The sequence below is a fragment of the Streptomyces sp. NPDC048566 genome, assembly GCF_043199735.1.
GTDB lineage: Bacteria > Actinomycetota > Actinomycetes > Streptomycetales > Streptomycetaceae > Streptomyces.
Genome location: NZ_JBICWL010000015.1, coordinates 1 through 25392, shown reverse-complemented (window position 1 = coordinate 25392; position 25392 = coordinate 1). Strand labels below are relative to the sequence as shown.

25 protein-coding genes, 1 tRNA gene and 1 pseudogene are annotated in these 25392 nt (G+C 70.4%); 7 read left to right on the top strand and 20 right to left on the bottom strand.

The features are described 5' to 3' along the window. Positions 1–270: 270 nt before the first annotated feature. Positions 271–2568: a transglycosylase domain-containing protein gene (locus ACGFS9_RS21985; RefSeq protein ID WP_393255408.1), complete on the top strand. Its 2298-nt coding sequence runs from the start codon at positions 271–273 to the stop codon at positions 2566–2568. 267 nt (positions 2569–2835) lie between these two features. Here the strand turns inward: ACGFS9_RS21985 and ACGFS9_RS21980 are convergent, their stop codons facing one another. After that, positions 2836–3300: a GatB/YqeY domain-containing protein gene (locus tag ACGFS9_RS21980; RefSeq protein ID WP_393255406.1), complete on the bottom strand. Its 465-nt coding sequence runs from the start codon at positions 3298–3300 to the stop codon at positions 2836–2838. Positions 3301–3522: 222 nt separating this feature from the next. On the opposite strand from ACGFS9_RS21980, the gene ACGFS9_RS21975 reads away from it, so the two are divergent. From ACGFS9_RS21975 to ACGFS9_RS21965, 3 genes are all read left to right on the top strand, one after another. Then, positions 3523–4452, top strand: coding sequence for a metallophosphoesterase (locus tag ACGFS9_RS21975; RefSeq protein ID WP_393255405.1), 930 nt, complete (start codon positions 3523–3525; stop codon positions 4450–4452). A 504-nt stretch (positions 4453–4956) separates the two neighbouring features. Then, positions 4957–5757 (top strand): Pr6Pr family membrane protein, encoded by an 801-nt coding sequence (locus ACGFS9_RS21970; RefSeq protein WP_393255403.1) that lies wholly within the window; start codon positions 4957–4959, stop codon positions 5755–5757. Between the two features lie 28 nt (positions 5758–5785). Beyond that, positions 5786–5859 (top strand) — tRNA-Pro (locus tag ACGFS9_RS21965). Positions 5860–5966: 107 nt separating this feature from the next. Here ACGFS9_RS21965 and xerC read toward each other — a convergent pair. The 13 genes from xerC to ACGFS9_RS21900 form a co-directional block, all read right to left on the bottom strand. Further along, positions 5967–7124 carry a tyrosine recombinase XerC gene (gene xerC / locus ACGFS9_RS21960; RefSeq protein ID WP_393255402.1) on the bottom strand — a complete coding sequence of 386 codons (1158 nt, stop codon included), beginning with the start codon at positions 7122–7124 and terminating at the stop codon, positions 5967–5969. Further along, complete coding sequence (locus ACGFS9_RS21955; protein WP_393255400.1) at positions 7124–7306, bottom strand: helix-turn-helix domain-containing protein; 183 nt, start codon at positions 7304–7306, stop codon at positions 7124–7126. The genes xerC and ACGFS9_RS21955 overlap by 1 nt, the downstream gene beginning before the upstream one ends. After that, positions 7299–8648 (bottom strand): replication initiator, encoded by a 1350-nt coding sequence (locus ACGFS9_RS21950; protein WP_393255398.1) that lies wholly within the window; start codon positions 8646–8648, stop codon positions 7299–7301. Before ACGFS9_RS21950 ends, ACGFS9_RS21955 begins: the two co-directional genes overlap by 8 nt. A gap of 97 nt (positions 8649–8745) precedes the next feature. Then, positions 8746–9051, bottom strand: a complete 306-nt coding sequence (locus ACGFS9_RS21945; RefSeq protein ID WP_393255396.1) for a SpdD protein — start codon at positions 9049–9051, stop codon at positions 8746–8748. Positions 9052–9077: 26 nt separating this feature from the next. After that, positions 9078–9233 carry a hypothetical protein gene (locus tag ACGFS9_RS21940; protein ID WP_183117007.1) on the bottom strand — a complete coding sequence of 52 codons (156 nt, stop codon included), beginning with the start codon at positions 9231–9233 and terminating at the stop codon, positions 9078–9080. Between the two features lie 15 nt (positions 9234–9248). Beyond that, positions 9249–9428: a mobile element transfer protein gene (locus ACGFS9_RS21935; RefSeq protein WP_393255394.1), complete on the bottom strand. Its 180-nt coding sequence runs from the start codon at positions 9426–9428 to the stop codon at positions 9249–9251. A gap of 17 nt (positions 9429–9445) precedes the next feature. Further along, the gene (locus ACGFS9_RS21930; protein ID WP_393255393.1) at positions 9446–10147 is read right to left on the bottom strand and encodes a DUF2637 domain-containing protein; all 702 of its coding nucleotides are present in this window, start codon (positions 10145–10147) and stop codon (positions 9446–9448) included. Between the two features lie 87 nt (positions 10148–10234). Further along, positions 10235–11608 carry an FtsK/SpoIIIE domain-containing protein gene (locus tag ACGFS9_RS21925; protein WP_393255391.1) on the bottom strand — a complete coding sequence of 458 codons (1374 nt, stop codon included), beginning with the start codon at positions 11606–11608 and terminating at the stop codon, positions 10235–10237. A gap of 5 nt (positions 11609–11613) precedes the next feature. Next, positions 11614–11961: a hypothetical protein gene (locus ACGFS9_RS21920; RefSeq protein WP_393255390.1), complete on the bottom strand. Its 348-nt coding sequence runs from the start codon at positions 11959–11961 to the stop codon at positions 11614–11616. A 172-nt stretch (positions 11962–12133) separates the two neighbouring features. Continuing rightward, entirely contained in the window at positions 12134–12955 is an 822-nt protein-coding gene (locus tag ACGFS9_RS21915) for a protein phosphatase 2C domain-containing protein (RefSeq protein WP_393255388.1), read from the bottom strand. Then, positions 12952–13803: a sigma-70 family RNA polymerase sigma factor gene (locus ACGFS9_RS21910; protein ID WP_393255387.1), complete on the bottom strand. Its 852-nt coding sequence runs from the start codon at positions 13801–13803 to the stop codon at positions 12952–12954. Before ACGFS9_RS21910 ends, ACGFS9_RS21915 begins: the two co-directional genes overlap by 4 nt. Positions 13804–13978: 175 nt before the next feature. Continuing rightward, the gene (locus tag ACGFS9_RS21905) at positions 13979–14377 is read right to left on the bottom strand and encodes an ATP-binding protein (RefSeq protein WP_393255385.1); all 399 of its coding nucleotides are present in this window, start codon (positions 14375–14377) and stop codon (positions 13979–13981) included. Between the two features lie 92 nt (positions 14378–14469). Further along, positions 14470–15243, bottom strand: a complete 774-nt coding sequence (locus ACGFS9_RS21900; protein ID WP_393255384.1) for a helix-turn-helix domain-containing protein — start codon at positions 15241–15243, stop codon at positions 14470–14472. Positions 15244–15877: 634 nt separating this feature from the next. Between ACGFS9_RS21900 and ACGFS9_RS21895 the strand changes: the two genes are divergently transcribed. The 3 genes from ACGFS9_RS21895 to ACGFS9_RS21885 all read left to right on the top strand — a co-directional run bounded on the left by ACGFS9_RS21895 (position 15878) and on the right by ACGFS9_RS21885 (position 18310). Further along, on the top strand, positions 15878–16642 hold the full coding sequence (locus tag ACGFS9_RS21895; protein WP_228182105.1) for a DUF3800 domain-containing protein: 765 nt from the start codon (positions 15878–15880) through the stop codon (positions 16640–16642). A 479-nt stretch (positions 16643–17121) separates the two neighbouring features. Further along, entirely contained in the window at positions 17122–17358 is a 237-nt protein-coding gene (locus ACGFS9_RS21890; protein WP_362949302.1) for a hypothetical protein, read from the top strand. Positions 17359–17782: 424 nt separating this feature from the next. Then, entirely contained in the window at positions 17783–18310 is a 528-nt protein-coding gene (locus ACGFS9_RS21885; RefSeq protein ID WP_393255382.1) for a hypothetical protein, read from the top strand. Between the two features lie 694 nt (positions 18311–19004). Here the strand turns inward: ACGFS9_RS21885 and ACGFS9_RS21880 are convergent. The 6 genes and pseudogenes from ACGFS9_RS21880 to ACGFS9_RS21855 form a co-directional block, all read right to left on the bottom strand. Next, positions 19005–19280 (bottom strand): hypothetical protein, encoded by a 276-nt coding sequence (locus ACGFS9_RS21880; RefSeq protein WP_393255380.1) that lies wholly within the window; start codon positions 19278–19280, stop codon positions 19005–19007. Continuing rightward, the gene (lanKC, locus tag ACGFS9_RS21875) at positions 19277–21838 is read right to left on the bottom strand and encodes a class III lanthionine synthetase LanKC (RefSeq protein WP_393255379.1); all 2562 of its coding nucleotides are present in this window, start codon (positions 21836–21838) and stop codon (positions 19277–19279) included. Before lanKC ends, ACGFS9_RS21880 begins: the two co-directional genes overlap by 4 nt. 38 nt (positions 21839–21876) lie before the next feature. Further along, positions 21877–23568 (bottom strand): daptide biosynthesis intramembrane metalloprotease, encoded by a 1692-nt coding sequence (gene mpaP / locus ACGFS9_RS21870; RefSeq protein WP_393255378.1) that lies wholly within the window; start codon positions 23566–23568, stop codon positions 21877–21879. A 14-nt stretch (positions 23569–23582) separates the two neighbouring features. Further along, positions 23583–24326: an ABC transporter permease gene (locus tag ACGFS9_RS21865; RefSeq protein WP_393255376.1), complete on the bottom strand. Its 744-nt coding sequence runs from the start codon at positions 24324–24326 to the stop codon at positions 23583–23585. Continuing rightward, positions 24319–25071: an ABC transporter ATP-binding protein gene (locus tag ACGFS9_RS21860; RefSeq protein WP_393255375.1), complete on the bottom strand. Its 753-nt coding sequence runs from the start codon at positions 25069–25071 to the stop codon at positions 24319–24321. The genes ACGFS9_RS21865 and ACGFS9_RS21860 overlap by 8 nt, the downstream gene beginning before the upstream one ends. Next, positions 25068–25392, bottom strand: a pseudogene (locus tag ACGFS9_RS21855) (hypothetical protein); the annotation flags it as partial. The pseudogene ACGFS9_RS21855 and the gene ACGFS9_RS21860, both read right to left, overlap by 4 nt.

Sequence of the window (25392 nt, the reverse complement as noted above, 5' to 3'; positions counted from 1 at the left end):
ACTATGCGTAAGCGGCAGATCACCCGGGGGAGTGAGCTGAGGGCATACAAGATGATCCCGGCAAACCAGGACAGTTCAGTTGAGCCACAACGGACGCCAGGTGACACACAAGGCTGATTCGGACACGCCCTCCACAGAAATCGCGGAACCTCCGGAACGATTCGGGGTCGCCGGACGTATTGATACGTAGCCGCACTGCTGTGACAGTTGAGAGCAGCTTAGGCCAAGGCATATACGCGTGTCCGGCGAATGAGAACGTAGGCTGCCCTCATGCCAAAGAAGCGATCGGGCGGTGGTCTGTCCCCTACGCAGCAGGCCGCCAAGTTCCTCGGTGTCAGCGTGCTCGCGGGTGCCGTCATGGCCGGAATCGCACTGCCCGCCGCGGGCGCCTTCGGCCTCGCGGCCAAGGGCTCGGTCCAGGGGTTCGACGACATTCCGGACAATCTGAAGAGTCCGGCGCTGAGCCAGCGGACCACGATCCTGGACAGCAAGGGCGGGCAGATCGCGACGGTCTACTCGCGCGACCGCACGGTGGTCGACCTCAAGGACATCTCGCCCTACATGCAGAAGGCGATCGTCGCGATCGAGGACTCGCGCTTCTACCAGCACGGCGCGGTGGACCTGAAGGGCATCCTGCGCGCGGTCAACCAGAACGCGCAGAACGGCGGGGTGGCCCAGGGCGCCTCCACGCTGACCCAGCAGCTGGTGAAGAACTACTTCGTGGAGGAGGCCGGCGACGACCCGACGAAGGTCGCGCAGGCCACCCAGCAGACCATCGGCCGCAAGATCCGCGAGCTGAAGTACGCCATCCAGCTGGAAGAGAAGCTGGGCAAGAAGAAGATCCTCGAGAACTACCTGAACATCACGTTCTTCGGGGAGCAGGCCTACGGCATCGAGGCCGCGTCCCAGCGCTACTTCTCCAAGCACGCCAAGGACCTGAACCTCCAGGAGTCGGCGCTGCTCGCGGGCATCGTCCAGTCGCCGAGCCGGTACGACCCGGTGAACGACGAGGAGGAGGCCACCAAGCGCCGCAACACCGTGCTGCAGCGCATGGCCGAGGTGCACGACATCTCCCGGCAGGAGGCCGAGACCGCCAAGGCGGCCAAGCTCGGACTGCACGTGAGCCGGCCGAAGAACGGCTGCATCACCGCGGTCGCCGGCGCCAGCTTCTTCTGCAAGTACGTGGAGAACGTCTTCAAGAGCGACCCGGTCTTCGGCAAGACTCGGGCGGCCCGCGTCAAGGTCTGGGACCAGGGCGGCCTGACGATCCGGACGACGCTGGACCCGCAGTCGCAGGAAGCGATCCAGACGTCGATAAAGGATCACGTCAACAAGTCCGACAAGGTCGCCGCCGCCGGCACCCTGGTGGAGCCCGGCACCGGCAAGATCCTCGGCATGGGCCAGTCGAAGCCGTACGGCTACGGGAAGAACGAGACCGAGTACAACTACTCGGTCAACTACGGCATGGGCGGCTCGAACTACGGCTTCCCGACCGGTTCGACCTTCAAGCCGTTCGTGGCCGCCGCGGCGCTGGAGCAGGGCAAGCCGGCGACGCAGGAGTACTCGTCGCCGAACAAGATGCCGTACCCCAGCCCGGTGCAGACCTGCGGCGGCAAGGCGTGGACGAACCAGGCGAACGAGGTCGTCCCGAACGAGAGCGCCTCCGAGGTCGGCCCGTACCGGCTGAAGGAGGCCATGGCGAAGTCGGTCAACACCTACTTCGTGCAGATGATCTCCGACATCGGCCTGTGCCCCGTGATGAAGCAGATCGACAAGCTCGGCGTCGTCCAGGGCAACGGCGACAAGCTCCCCCAGGTGCCCTCCATCGCCCTGGGCGCCAAGGGCATCTCGCCGCTCACCATGGCCACCGCGTACGCCGCCTTCGCGTCCCGCGGCATGTACTGCACGCCGATCGCCATCGAGTCGATCACCCAGCAGGTCGGTGACCACGAGAAGTCCCTCGACGTGCCCAAGTCGACGTGCTCCAGGGCCATGTCGGAGAAGACCGCGGACACGGTCAGCACCCTGCTGAGCGGCGTGATCGACTCCGGTACGGGCCAGCAGGCGGGTCTCACCGACCGCGACAACGCGGGCAAGACGGGTACCACCGACGAGCGCAAGAACGCCTGGTTCGTCGGCTACACGCCGAACCTCTCGGGCGCCGTCTGGGTCGGCAGCGCCTCCCAGCGGGTCCACATGGTGGGCATCTCGATCGGCGGCGTCTACCACGCCAAGGTGTACGGCGGCGAGGTCCCCGGCCCGATCTGGCGCGACCTCATGACGGGCGCCCTCGCCGGCAAGGACGCCCCTTCCTTCAACAAGGTCGACATCCCCGACCCCGGCAAGGACAAGCGCCGCGACAAGGGCCGCGACGACGGCAACAACGGCGATCGGAACGGCAACCAGGGCGGGGCCACCGGCGGCGGCGCGACGCTCGGCAACACCATCAGCGGCCAGGGCGGCGACGGCGGCGTGGTGACCCCGAACCCCACCTTCTCGATCCCGGAGGGCTTCATCCAGGGCAACGGCAACGGCGGCCGGGGCAACGGAGACGGCGGCCAACGCTAACCCACCCCACCCGCGCCCGAGACCGCCCCTGCCGGGGAGGGACCTCGGGCGCGGCTGCCGCTGCCGCTGCCGCTGCCGCTGCCGCTGCCGCTGCCGCTGCCGCTGCCGCAAGGAATACGGGAGCGGTCGCGGTGCCGGACAGCCGTACCCGTGTGCAGGCAGCCCGGGCCGGCTGCCGCGGGCCGGCATGCCCGGAGCCGGTTCAGCGGCGTCGCAGGCCGACGTGCCCGGCGCCGATCAGCGGCGGCCGTCGTGCCCGGCGCCGGTTCAGCCGGCGAGCAGCTGCTTCACGACGGCGGCGACCCGGCCGCCCTCGGCCTGACCGGCCACCTTCGGGTTCACGATCTTCATGACCTGACCCATGGCCCGCGGCCCCTCGGCACCGGCGGCCTTCGCCTCCTCGACGGCCTGGGCGACGATCTGCCGGAGCTCGTCGTCGGACAGCTGCTGCGGCAGGTAGGCGGCGAGCACCTCGCCCTCCGCCTTCTCCCGCTCGGCCGACTCGGTGCGCCCGCCCTGGGCGAAGGCCTCGGCCGCCTCACGGCGCTTCTTCGCCTCGCGCGTGATCACCTTCTGCACCTCGTCGTCGGAGAGCTCGCGCTTCGTCTTGCCCGAGACCTCCTCCTTGGTGATCGCGGACAGGGTGAGCCGGAGCGTCGAGGAGCGGAGCTCGTCGCGCCCCTTGATCGCGGCGTTGAGGTCTTCCTGCAACTTCGACTTGAGCGTGGTCATGCCGCCAAGTGTCGCAGGTGCGACGAGGTGACCGCCCGTCGATTTCCCGGCGCGCCCGACGGCCGGGGCGGACGCCGACCCGACTCCGGCCACGCGGCGAACGGGCGGCGATCGAGCGGCACGGACCGGCGGACGGGCGCACGGGACCCGGGCGGGCTCCCCCGGGGAGGGGTTGTCCACAGGCGAGCACGCGGACTTGGCGGGGTCTGACACGATGGACGCATGCGCGCGCTATACGGAGTACCCCTGGGAATCACGGCGGTGGGTGCCGCCGGTCTGCTGTACTCGGCGGGGATCGAGGCCCGTTCGTTCCGCCTGCGGCGGGTGACGGTCCCGGTCCTGCCGCCGGGCATGCGCCCCCTGCGCGTGCTCCAGGTCTCCGACATCCACATGGTGAGCGGGCAGCGCAAGAAGCAGCGGTGGCTGCGCTCCCTGGCCGGGCTGCGGCCCGACTTCGTGATCAACACCGGGGACAACCTGTCGGACACCGAGGGCGTCCCCGAGGTGCTGGACGCGCTGGGCCCCCTGATGGAGTTCCCCGGGGCTTACGTCTTCGGTTCGAACGACTACTACGGCCCCCGACTCCGCAACCCCGCCCGGTACTTGTTCGAGAAGGCCCAGGGCCGCCACGGGCTGAACGGCAACAAGCCGGTCGTCGGCGCCGTCCACAACCCGTGGGAGGACCTGCGGGACGGCTTCGACACCGCGGGCTGGCTCAACCTGACGAACACCCGGGGGACGCTGAAGATCGAGGGTTCGGAGATAGAGCTGACGGGACTCGACGACCCGCACATCAAGCGCGACCGGTACGCGCGCGTGGCCGGCGGCCCGTCCGCGTCCGCCGACTTCTCGATGGGCGTCGTGCACGCTCCGTACCTGCGCACCCTCGACGCGTTCACCGCCGACGGCTACCCCCTGGTGCTGGCGGGCCACACGCACGGCGGCCAGCTCTGTCTCCCCTTCTACGGCGCGTTCGTCACCAACTGCGACCTGGACACGGACCGGGTCAAGGGCCTCTCCACCCACACCGCCGAGGGCCGCAGCTCCTACCTGCACGTCTCGGCGGGCTGCGGCACGAACCGCTACACCCCGGTCCGCTTCGCCTGCCCGCCGGAGGCGTCACTGCTGACACTGGTCGAGCGCGAGCAGTAGCCCCGAGGACACCAGGAGGAGGGGCGGACGGGGGCCGGGGCGGGTGCGGGTGCGGGGCGCGCCGTGTCCGGAGACCAGGGGCGGGGCGTGCCCTAGGACCGACCGGTTCGATCGGCCGGGCCGGAGGCCGTCGAGCCACCGAGTCGGGGCGCGCGAGGCGACCCGGCCGGCGGGACCGGCGGGCGGGCTGCGCCGCACGACCCACTGGGCTGGTCGGGGCCTGGACCCCGGAGACCGAGGCAGCCCGGGTGGGCAGCCCCGGGGGCCACGGGCAGGGTCTCCGTGCGGCCGAGCCTGACGGGGCGGCGGGTCAGGGGTGAGGCTCGCCGGATGGACTCCATGGCGCCGCCGTGCCGGGGAGCACAACGGCAGGAGCCGGAGGAGCCGGAGGGCTCCGCCAAGGTCGTGTGGATGCAGGGTCCCGCCTCCGCCCCGCCCGTGTCGCGCCACCCACTCACCGCATCCCATATCGCCCGATTCGCCCACCCCGCTTAGCGTGGGGCCATGATCACCCCCATGCCTCGGGACATACCCGATCTCCCCGCGATACCGGGTATCTCGCCGCCGACGGTCTCCTTCGTGCCGGCGACGGCGGTCGTCACCCCCACCCGTCGGCCTCTCACGGCGATCTTCCGTGTCCTCGTGGCCCTCGCGGCCCTGCTGGGTGTGGCCATCGACCTGAAGCTGGGCAGCCCTGCGCGCGTGCTCAGCTACTTCACGATTCAGACCAACCTGCTGGTCGCAGCGGTCTTCGCGGCGTCGGCCCGCCGGGCCTGGTCGGCCCGGCGCCCCCTGCCCGGGGCGCTGACGGGCGGGACGCTGATCTACATCTCGATCACGGGCCTCGTGTACCACCTGCTCCTGGCGAACGAACCCAGCCCGTTCTCCATGACCGGAGGCGTCGACACCCTCCCCGGCTGGCACGCGGTGGCCAACCACCTGCTCCACACGGTGACACCGATCGCCGTCCTGATCGACTGGCTGCTCCTCACACGGCCGGCCCCGCTGGCGCTCCGCAACGCCGTGACCTGGCTGCTCTACCCCCTCGCCTACCTGGTGTTCTGCCTGGTCCGAGGCGCGGCGATGACGCCGGGCAGCCCGGCGCGCTACCTCTACCCATTCGTGGACGTAGATCGTCACGGATACCCCGGCGTCCTCGGCAACACCGCCATCCTCGGGGTGGCCTTCTACGCGCTGGCCCTGCTCGTCATCGTCGTCGACCACGTCCGCCCGGATCCCGTCCGACGCCGCGTACGAAGCCTCGAAAACCGGATTTCGTCTCCGGGCAGCAGTGGGCTAAAGTAAACGACGTCGCCGCGAGAGCAGCGACGATCGGGGTGTAGCGCAGCTTGGCAGCGCGCTTCGTTCGGGACGAAGAGGTCGTGGGTTCAAATCCCGCCACCCCGACAGCTGAGTAGCAGTTCAGAGGGCCCTTACCGGATCGGTAAGGGCCCTCTGGCGTTGCTGCGTGTCTAACTGCGTGACTATCGATTCCTGAGTGCCGACAGCCCTCGTCAGTCGGTGCCGAAGATGCCGTCCATGGCCACGGCACCGGTCTGGATCACGGGCCGGATCTGCTTCCGGTAGACCTCCTCAGTGACGGCCGTACCGGAGTGCCCGACGAGCCGGGAGATCTCCTCCAGGGGGACGCCGCGGTCGGAGAGCAGCGACACGAAGCTGTGCCGGAGCTCTCGGGGCGTCCACTCATCCGCGTTGATCCCCTCGATGCCCCTGAGCGCCTGGCGGAAGGCGCGGCGGACGTTGGCGGCGTCGAGCGGCTTGCCGAGGGCCGAAGAGAAGACGAGCCCGTGTTCCTCCCATTCCTCGTCGGCGGCGAGCCGGTCCCAGCCCTGATCCTCGAACTGCCGCCAGAGAGCATCGACGCAGCGCGCCGGCAGGGCGAGCGTGCGCCGGGACTTCCGGGTCTTGGTGTCCCCGCTCCGCCGGACCGAACGCCACACCGCGATGTGCGGAGGCTGCGGCGGTTCGAAGTCCGGCCGCCCCTTGAGGAAGACGTGGTCCCAGGTGAGGGCCCGCAGCTCCTCGGTCCTGGCCCCGGTCAGCAGGGCCAGGACGATGTACGCGTACATCGTCGTTCCCTCGGCCTCCTTCAGCACCGCCTCAGCCTGAGCAAAGGTGAGCGCCTTGGACGGACGCCCCGCCTGCCCCTGCGGCACCGAGCACAGCTCGACGACGTTGCGCTTCACCTTGTCCCGCGCCATGGCCCGCTTCACGGCGCGGTTCAGGCACGAGTGAAGCGACTGGAGGGTGCGGGTGCTGAGGGTCTTGGCCTTGGTGGAGAGCCAGCGGTCCACGTCCTCCGCGCTGAGGTCGCGGAGCTTACGGGCGCCGAGCGACGGAATGACATGTCTCTCGCTCAGGAGCGTCACCGTCTCGACCGTGCTGGGGTCGAGGCCGGCCAGGCCGTACGTCAGCCAATCCGTCACCGCATCCTTGACCGTGTAGTTGGTCGGCGCGATGGCGAGGCCGTCCTCGTGGTCCCGCAACACCTCCTTGAGCTTCTGCTTCGCCTCGGTCTTGGTCTTGCCACTCCCCCGCTTGACGATCCGCTTCCCACTCGGATCGAACCCGAGGTTGGCCGTGGCGATCCAACGCTGCCGCTTCTCGTCCCAGTGCAGGCCGCCGTCACCACGGCTGCGACGCGTAGCCATCAGGCCGCACGCTCCATTTCTTCCGTGATGAAGCGGCCCAGGGCTGAAGCCGGAATACGCCGACACCGGCCAATGGTGACCGAGGGCAGCCGCCGTGTACGGAGCAGGTCGTACACGGTGGACCGGCCGAGCCGAAGGCGGGTCATCACCTCGGCAACAGTGAGCAGTTCGTCATCACGCATGGTCGTTCTCTCCTTCCGTATCGGCTGAGGCCGGTTGTCGTGATGCGGCGAACAAGGATTCGGCGGCGGTCAGACCGGTGCCGGCGAAGCGCCAGTGCGAGAGGACGAGGATGGTGTCCGGGTCGGGCAGCGGGTGACCGGCTGCGGCGGCGCGTTCGCGGGTGAGGGCTTCGTTGTGGTCGGCGCGTTGCTGGCGGAGGGCGCCGAGGGTGACGGAGTAGGCGCGGGACTTGGTGGAGAAGTGGCCGCGGAAGCCGAGCATGTGGGCCCACTTGCGCAGGCGGAGTTCTTCGAGCTCGGGCAGGGCGCCGAGGCGCCAGCAGGTGAGGATCATCTGCCGGGCGTGGTCGGTGACTTCGGTGCCGATGAGGTCGGTGACGGGGTTGCGGATGGGGCGGTCCAGGGTGCCCGCGCTTTCGGCGCCCTTGGTCGCGTACTTGGCGATGTAGGCGGCGACGGCGCGGCTGCTCAGGTTGGTGGGGCCGGTGAAGTCGGCGGACTGGATGGGGCGGACGTCGAGCTGTCCGCCGAAGCGGAAAGTGTGGGCGCGGCCGTCCAGGACCGGGCCGGGAGTCTCGGCAAGGGCGGCGGCCGAGCGGATCGCGTCGGTGAGGAGTTCGGTGGTGGCCCAGGCCGGCGGGGTGTCCTCGGCTCCGCCCGGCCCGTCGAGGCGGATCACGGCGTGGAAGTGGACGGCGCCCCGTCGCTGGTACTCGGCGACCTTGGCGTACGACACCTTGAGGCAGTCGCGCAGCTCCGCACGACCGATGCCCGCGCGGGACGCGAGCTGCTGGCGCAGGTACGTGACGAAGCGGGCCCATAAGGCACCGGCGTGGGCGTTCCACAGGACTGCGGCGCGGTAGTCGTAGCGGTCCGCGTTCAGCGGGGTGCCGAGTTCGGCGTCCCCGTCCGCGTGCAGGCGCCCGCAGCGGCAGCGCCCGCCACCAGGCCGGTTGTGGACGGGGCCGAAGGACGGCGCGGTGAAGGTGGCGAAGACGCGGGGGTGTTCGGCGACCGCGGGACCGACGCCCTTGCCGCCACTGAGGCCCGCCGTGACGAGGTGGAAAGTGTCCTTGCGGTAGACCTCGGCGCAGGCGGCACAGCGAGTTGCGCGGCGATTGTTGCAGCGGATGAGGAGTTGTCCGGCGGGAAGGTCGCGGTCGGCGATCTCTCGGACGATTTCGCCGGTGGCGGCGAGGACGTCCAGGCGGTGACCTTCCATCCGTACGGGGCGCTCGCAGCCTCCGAGTCGTTGGATCTGGTGCGCGTAGGTGCTCAGGTCGCCGAACTGGGCAAGGGACGCCAGTTGGCGGACGGCTCCGGACGGAGCCTCGGGGCGCATGTGCAGGGACCTCCTTGAGGGGACGAGTTCGAGACAGCGCCCAGCTTGTCCAGGGGGCTAGACATCGTGAGCAAGCCAGGGCGCGTGCGACGTGACGTCAGCGGCGGTCGCTCTTGAGAATCGAGCGGACGGTGACCGCGCAGACGGCCACGGAGGCGGCCGTAATCGCGACGGCGAGGAGCATGGAGACCAGGACGGCCCCCACGACCAGCACGGCGGCGGCACCGCCCATCACGAGGGTCAGCGTGCTTCCCGGGGTGAGCTGCACGGCAGGACGGTTAGAAACCGCCTCTGTGGGAGCAGGCGCCGCACCACGCCGAAGGGGAACAGGGCTGTGGACGGTCGATGGGGGCGTGACGGGTACCGGGGCTGTGTCCATGGGCGGGTACTTGGGCTTGAACATGGAGCGGACTCCGTTCTGTTCGGGCGCTACTTGAGGGCGGGGTCGATGGCGGGGGCGAGGAAGCTTCCTGCGGCGAGGTAGCCGCCGAGGAGGAGCACGACGACGAGCCACCACGGCGGGCGGGCGAGCCGGACGCCGAGGGCTCCGACAGCGAGGAGGGCGAGCCAGAGGGGGACGTGCATGTCGGTCGTCTCCTGTCAGGCGCGGCAGCGGTGGAGGCGGGCGGCGAGTTCGGCGGCGGCGCGGCTGTCGTACTCGGCAGAGAAGTCGCAGCGCGGGGCGGTGCAGACGGCGACGTGTCGTGTACGGCCCCGGGAGAGGTACGAGGCGACCTGAACGGGGCCGATGCGGCGGACGTCGCGGAAGCGCGGGTTCATGGCGGGCGTCTCCCTGGTCAAAGGTGCGCGGCGACGGCCGGCGTCATGGACGCGGGCAGGCCGAGCCGGGCACGGACGGTGTCGGGGTCGGCAGGTTCGCCGGTAGTGGAGCGGAGCTCTCGGGCGACCGCTTGGGCACGGTCGACAAGGACGGGCGGGAGCTGGGCGGTAGAGGCGAGCACCGGTGCCGGGACCGAGTCGGGCGCAGACTCCAGGGCCGGGACAGGGTCGGGCTCTGCCGTGCCGCTGGCTGTCGGTTCGACGATCGCGGGCGTGGGAGCAAGCGACATCGACTCCCCCACCTCGGACTCGGCCGACGCACTACGGTCGACGGCATCCGAGGTGCGAGGCGTGTGGGCCAGCAGCGTGCCGCCGAAGAAGGCGACGGCCGGCCAGCCCGCGACGACCACGCGGAGCAGGGCGGGAACGTGGGCCAGGTCGAGGAGTCCGGCGGTGGCGATGTTCGCCCCGAGGGACGCCGCGAGAGCGACGAGGAACCACAGCCGCGGCCCAGCGGCCGGGAGCCCGGCGCGCTGCTGGTCGCGCATTCGCCGCCAGGCAGCGACGAGAAGCAGGTCGACGGAGACGGGGTAGGCCCACGCCTTCCAGCCGCCCTGTCCCGCCGCTTCGGCCAGGTCGTGCAGGTGCGAGAAGGACAGGGCGCCCGCGATGACGGCTTGGATGATCACGGCGTCCACACGGGCCGGGAAGGCACGCATCGGCACGGACTCCTTCCGGTTCGAGGCATGGGAGGGGTAGGGACGCGGCGCGAGGCGGTCACGCCGAACCGGGGGAAAGCGGTGTCGTTACTCGGTCACCGGGCGCGAGGCGGTCGCGGCAGTGGTGGAGGGCGTGGACTTCTCCACGGCCTCCGGAGCGACGGCCGGCCGGAAGGCGGCGAGGCGAGGCAGGTTCGGAACCAGGTCGACGGTGGCGCGACAGACGGCCGCGGCGTCGTCCAGCGTGAGGTGTGGCGAGCGGGCGCGGGACCAGCCGCCCGAGGAGTCTCCGACCACGGCCACGCCGGGGCGGTCGGCGGGAATGCCGGTCGCGGCGAGCGCTGCCTGGGGGGAGATATCGGCAAGGGCCATGTTGGCCGAGGACTCGTCGTTGACCCGGTGGCAGACGCGGCCCGTGAGCTGGGCCCGCAGCATGGTGGCGCCCTTGCCGAGTTCGGAGCCGAACCGCTGTCCGCACACCTCCAGGTAGATGCCCGCGGCGCGGCCGAGCTGGGCGATGCGGATCAGCTTGGTCACCATGGCGTCCCGGCGCTTTTCGTCGTCGCGGCTCGCGGCGAGGAAGAGTTCCGCCACCTCGTCGACAACGATCACGATCGGTACGGGCCGCACAGCGTCGGGAAGGCCCCACACATCGGAGGTGAGCACGGCGTCCGGACCCGCTCCAGAGGTGACACCGATCAGCCGGAACCGCTCCTCCATCTCCTCCAGGAGCACGTCCAGGAGTTCGTTCGCACGGTCCGAGGTATCGGCGAGCGCCGACAACCGGGGCGCGAACGGCGCCAGTTCAACGCCCCACTTGCAGTCGATGCCGACGAGAACGACCCGCTGTCGGGCCAGACCGCACAACAGATTGCGCAGGTAGACGGACTTGCCGGACTGAGTGGCACCGAGGATCAGCTCGTGCGGCACGGTGCGAAAGTCCCGTACGTGCCAACTCCCGTCGTCCCGCAGGGCGAGAGGCAAGGTCAGCGGTCCGCCGGAGAACCGGCGCCGTGCCGGACGCACGTTGGCGAGTACGTCCCAGCCGATGAGCCGCAGTTCGAGGCGTCCGGGCTTGGTGGGGCGAATGTGGACGGCGTGCGCCGCCCAGGCGTGGCGCAACCGATCGGCGGAGGCGGCGAAGTCCTCCGGCGCCTGCCCGGTCGCCATGCGCAGTCGCATCACGAGCCCCGAGCCGGTGGGCAGGGGAAGCGACCGGCGCGGCGGCACGGGCGACGCCTCCCGCCCCATCATCCGGGCCGTTGCCCGACGCACAGCCGAAGCAGGGACGGTCAAGCCGCACGCGTCCATGGTGGCGCGGTAGGTGGTGAGCACCCGTAGCGCGACGACGGGATAGCCGATGAGCCACCAGAAGACGACCGGCAAGCGGTGCCGCAACACCTGCAAGATGACGGCCAGGGCCACCAGCCCTAAGAGCAGCGTCCACACGGAGTCGATCATGGCGTTCAGCCCTGCACCGAGGCGGGGACGTTGGCCATGACGGCATCGGCCCGGTAGGCGATCCCGTGCCGCGCACGACCACCGAACTCGCTCTCCCACGGCCGTGCGACCAGGCCGGAGAGAATCACCGGCGTACCCATGACCAGGCCCTCGCCGACGCCCTTGGCCGGCACGGTCACCTTGACCATGTCCGAGCCGCCCTGGGCGATGAACACCACCTCCAGCACCATCAACCGGTCGTTGGTCACCGGGTCCACGGCGATCTCGCCCGTCTGCCGGTCCTTGATCTTCACCTCGGGCAGCTTGGTGACGAGCAGCGTCGCGGCCGAAGTGTCCACGGGGATGACACGCATTCTGTTGACCTCACTGAGTCTGTGGCGCCGCTTCCGACGCCATCTCGATTGGATACCCCCCTAGACAGCAAGGGAGTGGCCACCCCTAACTGTCTAGGGGGGTTGACGACAACAGTAAGCCGACGACCCGTCAACTGTCTAGGGGGGTACGCAAGACGGTGTTGCGCAGCGACTACGGCAGCACCCAGTGCACCACCGTGGCATCGTCACGGGCCTTGCCCCGAGGCCAGCGCCGGCCGTCAGGGTCACCGGCTTCCGCGTCGCGCACCTGGCGGATTGCCTCGGCAGGACCAGACGCGGCGACGAGCGCGAACAGCTCATGCCATGTGGCGAGTTCGAACCGGTCTACAAGGCGGGTGGCCCCGTCGCTCATCAGAGCCACAGACGCCAAGGAGTCCAGCGGGACAGAACCCGTGAGCGCATGTTGAGCCGCTTCCGGGTCGGGCCCGGCAATCCAGAAGCCTTCGGGCCGGTTGCGCAGCCGGGTAAGGGCAGTCCTGTACTCGGCAAGAGCGGCAGCGTGTTCGGGCGACCCCGTGGGCAAGGCATCAACGAGCCCGCGCAGTTGCTTACCCACCTCGTCCAACCGTCGGTCCGTGACGACGGCGACCGTGCCGTCACGAGCGGCCAAGAGGAGCGCCGAGTCTCCCAGGACGAGGTAGTCCAGAGCACCCGCCCTGGTCCTCGCGGCGACGACGGTACTGGTTGGGCTGGCCGGGTGGCGCAGGTCGCAGTCATCCTCATGCAGGGACCCGACAGTGCGGATCGCATGACTCAGACAATCGGCCAGCGGGAGGCCCGGCTGCTCGACGAGTGTGCCGAGCAGAACCCCGCCCAGCGTTGCGGAGAACCAGGCGACGCCGTGCTTGCAGCCGGTCTCACCTCCGGCCACCCCCGCACCATCGAGGAGGACCGCCGCCCCGGATGAGGCGGCGGCGAAATCCTCGTTCGGCACATCGGATGCCGCGGGGAGCGAGGCCAGAGCGATCGTCACGCCGCCGGCTCCTCGTCGTGACGGTAGAGCGGGCAGAGTAGTTCGACGCTTCGGGGTTCTCCGGTTTCGGAGTCGTACTCCACTCCAACGAGAGTGGAGAAGCGATGCTCACCGACCTGCCCCCAGAGGCTGTTCAGGTCCGAGGAAAGCAACTGGACTACGCCGAGGGAGCCTTGAGTGTGGATTCCGGCGATGGCCAAGAGCGAGCCCGCCCCATCCGGTCGACGCAGCCTGCCGAGGTATCCCACGTCATACGGGCGAGCCGGGTCGCTGTCCTGCCCCGACCGATACACGGTGCCCGTGCGCCCGTCGACGACCGTCCACGGCCCATCGTCCGCCTGCTTCCAGCGAAGCACCGGATCTTGGCCGTAGGTGTCCCACATCTGCTGGGACATCCGGGGGCCGCAAACCACGACCAGGCCGTCTCGGTCGAGGTCGATCTCGCCACTCACCGACACGTGCTCGGACCTGACATCGAGCCCGTACGACCGTGCCAGGTCCTCCAGGCGCTTGCCCGAACTGACGTCGTCCACAGCGACCACCGTGCGCCCACGCTCGTCGTCGCGACGCAGAGGAGTGGCCACGATGACGCCACCTCGCCCGAGAAAGGCCCCTTCGGGAGCGGGCCCCGTATGCCGAATCTGATGGATGCGCCCACGGCTCAGACCGGCCTTCGCTGCAATCTGCGCGTACGACAGTCCCTGCGCATGCAGGTCCTGCACTACGCGTCGGCGCAGCCGAGCGAGCTCCGTAACCTCCTGCTGAGCGTCGGCCAACCTGGTCGTGACCTCACGCAGCAGCAAGTACGGATCATCGATGGCCGCGATCCTTTGCAGCTCGTCCGACATGCCTGTACCTCCTAGATGCATCCAGGAGTCTAGGGCTCTAGACGATTCGGGCGGGAGACGCCGACCCGTACGAACTTCAACCACATAGAAGCCGGACCGATAGCCAGGGACTCCACGTGGACTCACCCCCCGCCGCCCACGGGGCATGCAACGCAGGCGGGCAGAACCACGGGGATCACGCGCCGGCTCGCGCGAGCTCGGCCCAGACGGACCGGCCATGCATCCGCTCTTTCACTCCCCAGTCCTTGGCGCAGGTCGCCATCAGCAACAGCCCGCGCCCGCCCTCCTCCTCCCAGTCATTGGCGGCGAGGAGTTGGGGCCTGTCATGACCCCCCTCGTCGATCACCTCGATGCGCACTCGGTCGTCATCGAGCACGACGATCACCAGGAACCAGCCGCCCTTACGGCCACTCCGGGAATGCCGGACGGCATTGGACGCCAGCTCGCTGACGATGAGGACGGCGTTCTCCACCATGCGGGGACCCTCGGCCTCCATCAGGGCGGCGACGAAGTATCGGGCTTCAGCGACCTGTTGCGGCAGGCCAGGGAACGGACGGCACCACTTCGCAAGCAAGAGGAACACTCCTCGTCTAGAGGGCTAGACAGCACGCAGGCAGAATATTCCTAGGCGCCCCAAGCTTCTAGGCATTCAGAGGAATTATTCCTCTATGGAGTGACGTCCTCGGGCAGGGCTCGCAGATCACCCATGATCCGCATCAGCAGTTCGCGCGCCTCACCACCGAAGAGGGCCGCACCCTCGAACTGGGCGAACGTCTCCTCGCACGAGGCCAACACGTCCGGACCCTTCTCCGCCCGCTCGTCCCGGAACGTCTCCACGACCACCGTCTCCCGATCGCACAACGTGAAGCCGTGCCGCGGCATGACCGGCACTGGCCGGTCCCACGGGAGCACCCCGAGCCGCACGGTGGTCAGGCTCTCCACCGCGAGCAGCCGATCGAGCTGGGCAAGCATGAGCGCAGGACTGCCGGGCCATGTCCGGAGCACGCCCTCCGTCACCACGAAGACGGACTCTCGTCCGGGCTCATACAAGACGCTCTGCCGCTCCACCCGGGCCGCAACAGCCCTGCCCACCTCGGCAGCATCCGCACCAGGCACGCTCGCGAAGACGTGCCGCGCGTACTCCGCGCTCTGAAGCATGGCCGGCAGAACCACGCACTGGAACGACCGAACGAGCCGAGCCCCGCGCACGGCCAGGTCAACATCCGCATCCGCGGAAGCGCTCAAGCCCGACAGATCGTCTCCTGCATCCACCGAAGCAGCCGACTCAACATCAGTGAGCGCCGCCCGCATCTCCGAGACAACAGCGGCATCCAGGCCAAGAGCTCCGGACAGCCGATCGAGGACGTCCCGGCTGGGAACCATCCGCCCGTTCTCCACCTTGGAGACCGTCGGCTGACCAACCCCAGCCCGCTGCGCCAACCCGGCACCTGTCAGGCCGGCATCAACCCGCAGAGCTCGAAGGTGTGCCCCCAGCGCCCGCATTCGTTCCCGCCGCTCACTCCCCATACCCAGCGTTCTACACCAACGTCTGGCGAGCACCCAGCACGAACGATCACACCGAGCCCGCGAAGACGACGTGATTCAAACTTTCTCTACTGGTTCAAGGCGGCTCGCTCCGCTCGCCGCGCGCTCCCCGGCTCACCGCCGGGGCCTGACGCTCCTGCCTTCGGCCCGCTCTGGCCCCGGCTACGCCGGTCGCGCGGCTGGAGCGAGCACCATGGTGGGGAGAAACCCACTGTGGCTGGGGCGGTCGGCTCCACGGCTTTAGCCACCTCCCCGGTTCGGGTCCCGCGTCGAGCAAGACCAGGGGGCCACTCGTTCAAATTCCGGGCAGGATCACAGCCTGCCCGAGTTGCCGGCCAGCGTACGGCCCCCTGATCATGCTCGACCCCAAACCGGGCAGGCCACCGGCCAAAGCCGCTCCGCCGACCTAGATCCAACCACTAGATCTAGTGGCTGGATCAAAAAAGGCCACTACATCTAGTAGTGGCCTGGAGATCTCTGGTGTAACTTACTGCTAACCGCACGTCATATCGTACGCCCAAGGAGTGAGATGCCCACACGCCAGCTTGTCAGGGCATACATAGACGAGACCGGCGACCGCGGCATCTCCGCTTCGGCATCTCCCTACTTCTCTTTCGCCGCACTGGTGATCGCGGACGAGCAGGAAGCCCAGATGCGCGCGGCGATGTCACAGTTGCGGCGCGACCTAAAGGTGCCGCCTGGCAAGGCTTTGCATTGGAAGGATCACGTCAAGGTCTATCCGCGACGCCAGTACGTAGCCGGAACACTGGCGCAGCTGCAGGACGTCAAGATCGTCTACGTCGTGGTCGAGAAGGCAGCCATTCCCGCTCACGCCGGCATGCGTCGAGATCAAGTGATCTTCTACAACTTCGCCGCAGGCATCGCACTAGAACGGCTACTTCTCGCGGCCGGGCACTGGGAGGGGGGCGCGCGGGACCTCGTAGTGAAGTTCGGGCATGTGCGGGGGTTCGATCACCGCACCACCTGCAACTACTTCAAGATCAAGCCAACGAAGAACCCTGGCTACATCCCCTGGAGCTTGCTACGCGGACAACCGACGTTCGAGGACCAGGCGAAATGGGACGGCCTTCAGGCCGCCGACCAATACGCTGGCATGTTGAGCGCGGCTATCCGACCTGACAGGTATGGCGGCTACGAACCCGCGCACCTCCTGAGCGTGCGGCACCAGATCCGTCGCAGCGGTGGCGGAGTGAGCCGCAACTACGGATTTAAGATCCTCGGCAACGAAGCGACGTTCACGTCCCTCCCTTGGTGGCCCGCCGAAGGCCTGTAGACGACGAGAAGGACCACCTAAGAGGCCCGGGGCGCTTCAACCGATATATCGGAAGGGTCTGGCAGCAGACCAAGCGTTCTCCCCGCGACCACTTAGGTGGTCCTTACTCACTATCTACATCTACACCTTAGCGGCTTCGCCTCCAGTTGCCCACACCGCGTGCGCAGAGCCGCGCGCGCCCGGTGCTCACACACGACGAGGGCCTGGGGCCGCCCTGCAAACTCGGAGCAGCACCTACAAAATGAAGGTACAGGCAGCCACTGACAGCGACGCCAAGCAAGCAGTCCCACGTGCCAGAACCGTGCCAGGTAGGGCGGTGCACAGCGGACAACGCCAGCACCCTGTCAGCAACCAGGGCGGCCCCTCACCACGCGGGATACCTGGTGAGAGGGGGGTTTCGACGCCGAGCTCCGCTGATTCCCAAGCTGATGGCTCACCTCCGGTTTGACCTCAACGCCCCGTCCTGTTCGTCTGAGCCCATGGCCACGGACCCCAGCGAGTACGAGAAGGCAATGCCGATCGTGGAAGCCCACCTCGCGAAGATCGAGCGGGCGGTTGACCGGACCCGCGTCTCACATGCGGGGCAGCCGTTCGCGGTGGTCCATCAAGCACTTGCCGAGGCGCTGCAAGACGAGGGCGCCCAACGTGTCGTGCCCCAGGTTGTTGAGGAGCTGGCGCGCCAGATCTCTGGCGGCAGCGACGGGGTGAGTGTCTAACTGCGTGACAACGCCCACGAACAACGGCGAACAAGCTCGGACGTCTACGGACTATCAGCGCAGGTAAGAGGCGCCCCAGCCCAAGGCAGCACCCTTGCCCAAGTTGCTTCGGGACGAAGAGGTCGTGGGTTCAAATCCCGCCACCCCGACAGTCAAAACAGCAGGTGAGGCGCCTACTCTTGAGTAGGCGCCTCACCTGCTTCTGCGTGCGTACCTGAGTGACCAGACCACCGCCTCCCACCTGCCTCCGACCGGCGTTGCGCATGCGCCGAGGGCGCGCCCCGGTTCTCCGGCGGGCTGATCGACGGCGGCGACGCGGGAACGGCGGTCGCGGACTCGATGACGACTTGTACAGCCTGAACCGGATTGCGGACGATGATGTCTCGCCCTGCGGGGGTGTCAACCAGGCGAAGGGCAGAGGCCTATGGCGCTCCTGGCCGAGTACAGGTGCAAGGCAACACCGGCCCGCCGCGTCATTGAGGTCTACGATGCCGACGCCTACTTCGGTGACGACGACGCCATGGCCGTCGCACGCACGCAGGTGGTGGCCGGCAACGGCTATCACCTGTACCTCCTCAGTCTGCAACCCGACATCGACGTCGAGGTCGCCATCCGCGTCTGGGACACGCCACCGGCCCCGCCCGCCGATGCTGAAGGCAGGGTCTCCGTCGGCATCGAGTCCGAAACCGGCATCCTCGTCGTCAACCAGCTCACGTACGGGCCTGCGGGGGAAATGACCCTGCCCCGCCCCGGCGTCTACGAGGGCCACGCCTGGTGGGAAGGCCGCCAGGCGACCGCGGACTACCACGAACTCAGCCTCGACCACCCCGCGGACGACGGCTTCGAAGAGCACCTCAACCGGGCATGGAACACCTGCCCCGTCACCGAACGCTACGTCCTCGACGTCGCCTACGTCCGCGAACCGGAACCCGTCGATGAAGACGACCTCTGAAACCCTTAGGTATCGGCGGACTTGCCACGGACGTCCTCCGCGACGTCTGCGACTCCCGGCAGGCCGTGCCGCGTCCGATGTCCGTCACTGCCGGCAGACCACGCCTCCTCCCAGCGCCGCCTGGCTGCCGTGAACGCCGGCGTAAAGCGCGCTCGGGCAGCGCGAGACGACGTGACGAGGCGTGCGTGGGCGCCTCGTGCATGCGTGGGCGCCTCGTGCATCCGCGTGCTCGGCCCAGCCGCACTGCCCCCCGGCATGGGGTCGACGGACTGGACGACGCCCCGGCTGGACGGCCCTGGCTGGGCGGACCTGGGCGGGTGCCCCCGCCCGGACGAGCCTCGCTCGGAGAGCCCCGTCCGGACGAGCCTCGCGCGGAGAGCCCCCCACCCGAACGGGCCCCGCCCGGACTGCCCTCCTCCGGACCGGTCACGCCCGGACCGGTCACGCCCGGACCGGTCACGCCCGGACCGGTCACGCCCGATCGGCCCCCGAGCAGAGCCCTCACCGAGCGCCCCGCCCTGTCCGGACAAGGCCCCCGAGCAGTCCCCGCCAGCCCCCTCCCGGGGTACCCGGCGGATGGTTACCGCGGAGCGCCCCCGGCCGGGGTACCCAGCGGATGGTTACCGCGCAGCGCCCCCGCCGGGGGTACCCCGGCGGGTCGTTACCGGTACGCACCGCCCCCCGTCCGCGCGCTTCACGGTCGGTTCGTCCAGGTCCAGCCTGTCAGGGCGGGCTCCGTCAGGGTGCGGGCGAAGACGGTGTGCGCGGTGGCCTCGGTGGTTCCGGGGGGCGGGGTGAGGCGCAGGGACACCGTCTCGCCGGGGAACTCGGGCTCGTAGCGCCAGTCCGGCGGCAGGAGCGACAGCAGCCGCACCGCGGCCAGTTCCGGTGCCGATCCCTCGGGGGCGCGGCCGTCCGGGGCGAGGACGAAGTGGTACGTGGAGAGGTTCCCCGGGGAACGGTCGGTCATCGTGGGGCCCTTGCGAGGAACGGCAGACCGGGTCGCCCGCCGCCGAGGGCCGACTCCATCGCGAGGAGCACACCGGCGGTGCCCGTCGCCAGGTCCGCGGACAGCCGCAGCGAGTGGTCGCCGAAGAAGGCGAGGTGACCGTCGCAGCGCACCACGTGGCGGCCGAGGGTCTCCAGGTGGCGCTCCAGCGCCCGGTCCGTGGCGGCGGAGCCGTCGTGCAGGTGGGACAGCGCCAGGAGGGCCCCGGCCCGGCCGTGGAAGAGCCCCCCGTTCAGCATGAAGGAGGGGCCCGCCACCTCCCGCAAGGCGTCCCCGGCCCGGAGGAACTCCGGGTCGGGCAGCCTGCGCACCGCCTCCTGGACCACCATGCCGAGGCCGGCCCCGCCGAAGGCCAGGAACGGCACCTTCCACGGAGCGTCGGTGGATGCCGCCGCCTCCGGCGCAGCCTCCCCCGGCTTCCCCGGCTCCCCCGGACGGCCCGCCGCGGCGAGGTCGTTCCGCAGCAACTCGCCCGCCAGATGCAGGTACTTGGGGTCGTCGGTGGCTTCGTGCAGCCGGAGCATGAGCAGCGCGCCGCCCGCCTCGCCGTGCAGCAGCCCGGGCCGCGGCCGGCCCGCGCCCCCGCCCGGCGCCCGGTCGGCGACGAGCGCGGCGATCCGGGCCGCCTCGTCGGTGTCGCCGAAGTGCAGGTGGGTCAGCGCGACGCCGGCGAGTCCGCCGAAGAGGCTGTGGTCGAGGTCGGCGAGCGGGGCCCGGCGGACCCGGTCCATCACGGCGGCCGCGTCCTCGGCGCGGCCCAGTCGCTCCAGGGCGTAGGCCACGCCGCTCAGGCCGTCGTAGAAGCCGGGTCCCATCGTGGTGGCGCGCGCGGCGGCGTCCGTCAGCCAGGCCACGTGCTCCTCGGCCGGCGCGAGGCCCAGCTCGGCCAGCGTCCACAGCACGCCCGCCGCGCCGAAGGCGAAGGTGGCGCCACCGCCGGGCACGGAGAACTGCTCGATGTCGCCGGGGAAGAGCCGGTCCTCGCGGTGCGGGGTGGCGGCGGCGACGAGGTCTGCGGCGAGGGTGGCCCGCAGGGCGGGCCAGGTGGCGGGGGTGGGTTCGCTCCACAGGGGTGCGCGGTCGGTCTCGGGGAGCCGGCCGGGGCCGGCGTCGGTGCCGAGGTCGTCCAGGATCCGCCGGGCGAAGTCGGCGGGCACCGGGAAGTGGTCGGTGACCAGGCCGATCAGCTGGTCCAGTTTGGCCGGCCCCCAGGTGGCCATGACCGTCAGCGGCAGGAAGACGCCGAGCCGGACGCAGCCGAGGGCGTACCGGTCGACGGCGGTTCCCCGGTAGCCGGCGGGGGCGCGGAAGCCGGGGGCACCGATGGCCTGGGCGGACTGCGCCTCCACCGGGGTCGCGGTCTCCAGGTCGATGAAGGCGATGGTGTCGTCGGAGCGGACGAGGATGTTGTTGGGGTGCAGGTCGCCGAAGACCACGCCCTGGGCGTGCATGGCCTCCACACCCCGCTCGACCTGGTCGAGGACGGCCAGCGCCCAGTCCGTGTAGGCGGCGAAGGCGCCGTCGGTGCGGTCGTCGTTGACGAGCGGGTTGCGGCTGAGGATCTCCCGGGCGAGCGGCCTGCCGTCCACGTACGCGCGGGCCAGGAACCAGTGTTCGTTGCCCTTGCGGTAGTCCACGAGGGGTGGGACGCAGTCCAGTCCGGCCAGCCGGTCCAGCGCCCAGTGCTCGCGTTCGAGCCGGGCGACGGCGTCGGTGCCCTCCTCGTCGAGCCCGGCGAGCGGGCGGGCCTCCTTCAGCAGGACGCGGCCGCCGTCCCGGGTGTCGGTGGCCTCGTAGACACCGCCTCCGTTGGAGAAGTGCAGGGCCCTGGTGGCCCGGAACGGGAAGTCGTGGAGGGTACCGGCGTTGCGGGCGGCGAGGGCCTCGCCGAGGAACGCGGGGAGTTCCACCCAGGACGGCGGCCGGAAGGACGGGCCGCGCACGTCGGGGACGAGCCGGCCCTCGGGGTCCTCGATGCAGTGGACGAGTTCACCGGTCTCCGAGCGGCCGAGCCGGGAGACGAAGCCGCCGTAGCGCACGTACAGCGGGCCGGAGCGCCAGCGCAGGTCGCTCAGGATGGTGGGTCCGCGCTCCCCGTCGAGGATGTCGCCGAGGCCGTGCAGGATGCGCTCCAACTGCCCCTCGTCGGCCGGGTACACGGTGAAGAACTTCCCGCTGCTGCCGCGGTCCCCGTACTTGCTGTTGCGCAGTTTCAGCAGGCCCGCGCTGCGGATGAACTTGAAGGTGACCCGCTCGGCGACGCAGAAGTCCCAGACCGTCTCCAGGACGCGGTCGGCGTTCTCCGGGGTCGCCGAGACGTGGATCTTCCAGCCCTGGCCGGGAAGCACGGTCCCGGGCGGGGTCAGAAGGACCCAGTGGGTGTTGTCGTCGCGCCTCCAGCCCTCGGGGAGGGGGCCGGTGACGGCCGGGAAGACGCTCGCGTCGGCGGCCGCCGCGGTGGCCGGTACGTCGTAGAACGGATTGCCGGGCAGACAGTGGTTCAGATAGCGAAGGTCCATGGTGCTCTCCGTTCGGGACGGGGAAGGAAGGGGGCGGCCTACCTGCGCCAGACGGGGGCGACGTACTTGGCGTACAGCCACTCGCCCAGCGGGAGTTCACCGAGGTCCACCTGCGCCGCTCCGACCGGGTCGGCCGGTATGCGGCCGGCGGTCAGGGGCAGGCCGACGACGGGCAGTTCCAGCGACGTGGCGGCGACGGGCAGGAAGGTCGACAGGGGGGCCGTGGTCTCGGTCCGGGTCAGGGCGGCGACCCGAGCGGTGCCGGTCTGCTCGCGCGTCATCAGTCCGGACCGGTAGAGGCGGACGGTGGAGCCCGGCCGGACGGCGGAGAGGTCGGCGGAGCCGGGCACGACGAGTTCGACGCGGCCCGGGTCCCGGGCGACGTAGCCGGCGGCGACGGTGTTCGGCAGCCTCACCAGGACGAGCGCGGCACCGGCCGCGGCGGTGAGCAGGACGGCGGCGGTGACCACACGCCACCGGGGCGCACCGGCCCCGCGGCCCTCGGCGGCGAGCCGGGTGAATCCCAGGCCGAACCGGTAGACGAGGTAGCAGACGGCCGTCAGGACCGTGCCGGTGCCGACGACGCCGAGCCGCTGGAACACGTCCGACCACAGGGTCAGGGCGCCCGCGACGATGTAGAGGGGGAAGGCCATGCAGGCCAGTCCGAAGGCCACCGCCCAGGGCCGGTCGCCGAGTTCGCGGGCGTAGCCGCGTCCGCCGAACAGGACCTTCGCGAGGAAGCGGCGGGCGTCGGTCATCGCGCGGTCCCGCAGGTGCGGTACGTCGAGGTGGCTCATGAGCGCGATGTAGCCGTCGAGCTTCACGAACGGCAGCAGGTTGACGACGCCGCTGGTGTACGTGGCGACCGCGAACACGAGGGCGGCGTCGCGCAGGTCCGAGGGGCCGAGGAAGGCGGCGGTCAGGGCCGCGGCCCCGGCGATCACCGTCTGCGTGGCGATGCCGGCGAGGGCGACCCGCACGCGCTGCTCCTTGCGGGACAGCCGCCAGCCGTCGGAGACGTCGCAGAAGAAGGCCGGCGACATGTAGAAGAGCATGAACCCCATACGGCTGGGCCGGCCGCCGTAGTACGTGAGGACCGCGCCGTGGCCGATCTCGTGGACGGCGGTGGTGGCGAGCACGCCGAGCAGCACGGCGGCGTACGCGGCGAAGGGGAGCGGTCTGCCGAGCGCGGAGTCCACCGCGGGTGCCGTCGCGGCGAGGGCGAGGAGGCCGCCGAGGACGAGCAGGGCGGCGACGGCGGCCGAGGCGCGGCCGGCGAGGAGCCTGACGAGGGGCGCGAGGCGGGCGAGCATCCGCTCGGGGCGCACCACGGTGAACTGGAGGGTCATCGGCGGCACGAAGCGGAACCAGTTGCTGCGGCGTTCGGCGGGGGTGCCGTCGTCGAGGACGCGGGACTCGGCGAGCGTGCTCACGGCGGTGCCGACGTGCCGCGCGGTCCACGGCGGGCCCAGCACGGCGGCGAGGCCGTCGTGGTCGAGGTGGCCGTCCATGGCGCGGACCAGGCGTGCCATGTCGGGCTGGAGGCGGAAGTGCTGGTGGTTGCCGCGCTGGAGGACCCAGGGCGCGCCGGTCTCGACGGGCTCGTGGATCTCGACGTTCGCGGCGACGCGCGGGCGTCGGAGGAACTCGGGGCCGGGGGTCGCGGCGGTGGCCGCGGGCGCGGCGGCCGGTCCGGCCACCGCTTTCCGGAGGAGTGTCTTGGTGGACATGTGTCGATCACGCCTTAGATGACGTCGCGGGAGAGCAGCAGGTGGCGGGCGGTCGCCGCGGCGGCGGCGAGCCAGCCGGCGAGGACCAGCAGCGCGAGCGGCACCGAGAGCAGCTCGGGCTTGCCGTCGAGGTACACGGAGCTCATCGCGATGGTGGGCAGGTAGGCGGCCGCCTTGGGGGCGATCTCCTGGAGGCCCGGCTCCACCAGGAGGGTGAGCGCGATGACGGTGACGACGGTGGCGAGCTGGCCGCGGATGATCCAGCCGAGGAACGCCCCCCAGGGCGCGGCGATCGCGTTGACGGCGACCACGCCGAGGACGATCCGGGTGGTGTGGCCGCTCCAGTCCGCGCCGTAGCCGAAGTGGCCGGGGATCGTGAGGGAGCAGAGCACGGCCAGGCCGGCGGCGAGGAGGCCGTTGAGGAGGCCGGCGGCGGTGGCGACGAGGGCCTTGGCGGACAGCAGCCGGGTCCGGCCTCCGCTCAGCAGGACCGAGCGGGCGACGGCGCCCGAGGCGTACTCGCGGGTCACGACGAGTCCGCCGAAGACGGCCGACATCAGGAAGGTCATCATCCACGCCTGGGCCATGTCGTCGGTGACGGCCGCGGCGGTGGTCCGGCCGAGGGCGATGCCCTCGTCCCCCTGGGAGGCGTAACCGAAGCAGGTCAGCAGGGACATGAAGACCCCGGTGGCGGCCAGGACCGACCAGGTGCGGCCGGTCCACGCCTTCATCCACTCGCCGGCGAGGACATTACGCATGGAGGGGCCTTTCGGTGCGCGCGGCGGACTCGGCGGGGCCGTCCACCAGGGCGAAGAAGCGGTCTTCCAGGCGGGTGGTGCCGCCCGCGGTGAGCTCCGCCAGGGAACCGGAGTAGCGCAGGGTGCGCTGGATCACGACGACGTCGTCCACGGTCTGCTCGACCTCGGCGAGGAGGTGGCTGGAGACCAGGACGGTGCGGCCTTCGGCGGCCAGGGCCCGCAGCGTGTCGCGCAGGGTGCGGATGCCGTCCGGGTCGAGGCCGTTGGCCGGCTCGTCCAGGACGAGCAGTTCGGGATCGCCGAGCAGCGCGGTGGCGAGGGCCAGGCGCTGGCGCATGCCCGTGGAGTAGGTCTTGGCGGCGCGGTCGGCGCCGTCGGTGAGGCCGACGCGCTCCAGCACCTCGTCGACGCGGGAGTCCGTGACGCCGAGCGCGCGGGCCCAGATCCGCAGGTCCCGGCGGCCCGAGGCGCCGGGGGTGGGGCCGATGCCGTCCATGCAGACGCCGACCCGGCGTGCCGCGTGGGGCAGTTCGGCGTAGGCGTGGCCGAAGATCGTCGCGGTGCCCGCGGTGGGGCGGACCAGGCCGAGCAGCATGCGCAGGGAGGTGGACTTGCCGGCGCCGTTGCGGCCGAGCAGTCCGGTCACCCGGCCGGGGCGGACCTCGAAGGTCACGTCCTGCACGGCGGTGACCGGGCCGAACTGCTTGGTGAGGCCCGAGGCGCGGACGACGCCGGCGGCGCTCATCGCTTGCTCGCCGCGATGTCGGCTCCGAGCTTGGCGGCGCAGCCGACCAGGCCGAGGCCGATGACCGACATGACGATCACGAGCGCCGGCCCGGAGAGCAGCGAGCCGGAGACGGCGAGGGCCAGCGCGAGGAGCGCGGCGGTGGTCCCCAGTTGGCTGTTCGTCCTCTTCCGGGGGGTGTCCTTGGGCATGGGTGGCTCCCTCTTTCTTCGGCTCTGTGCGGTGGTGCCTGCGGCGGCGCCCTTGTAGGTGGCCTTCAGCTCGACGCGGTCGGCGAACTCGCCGCCGGGCACACAGGTCAGCTTGGTGTCCGCGGTGCGC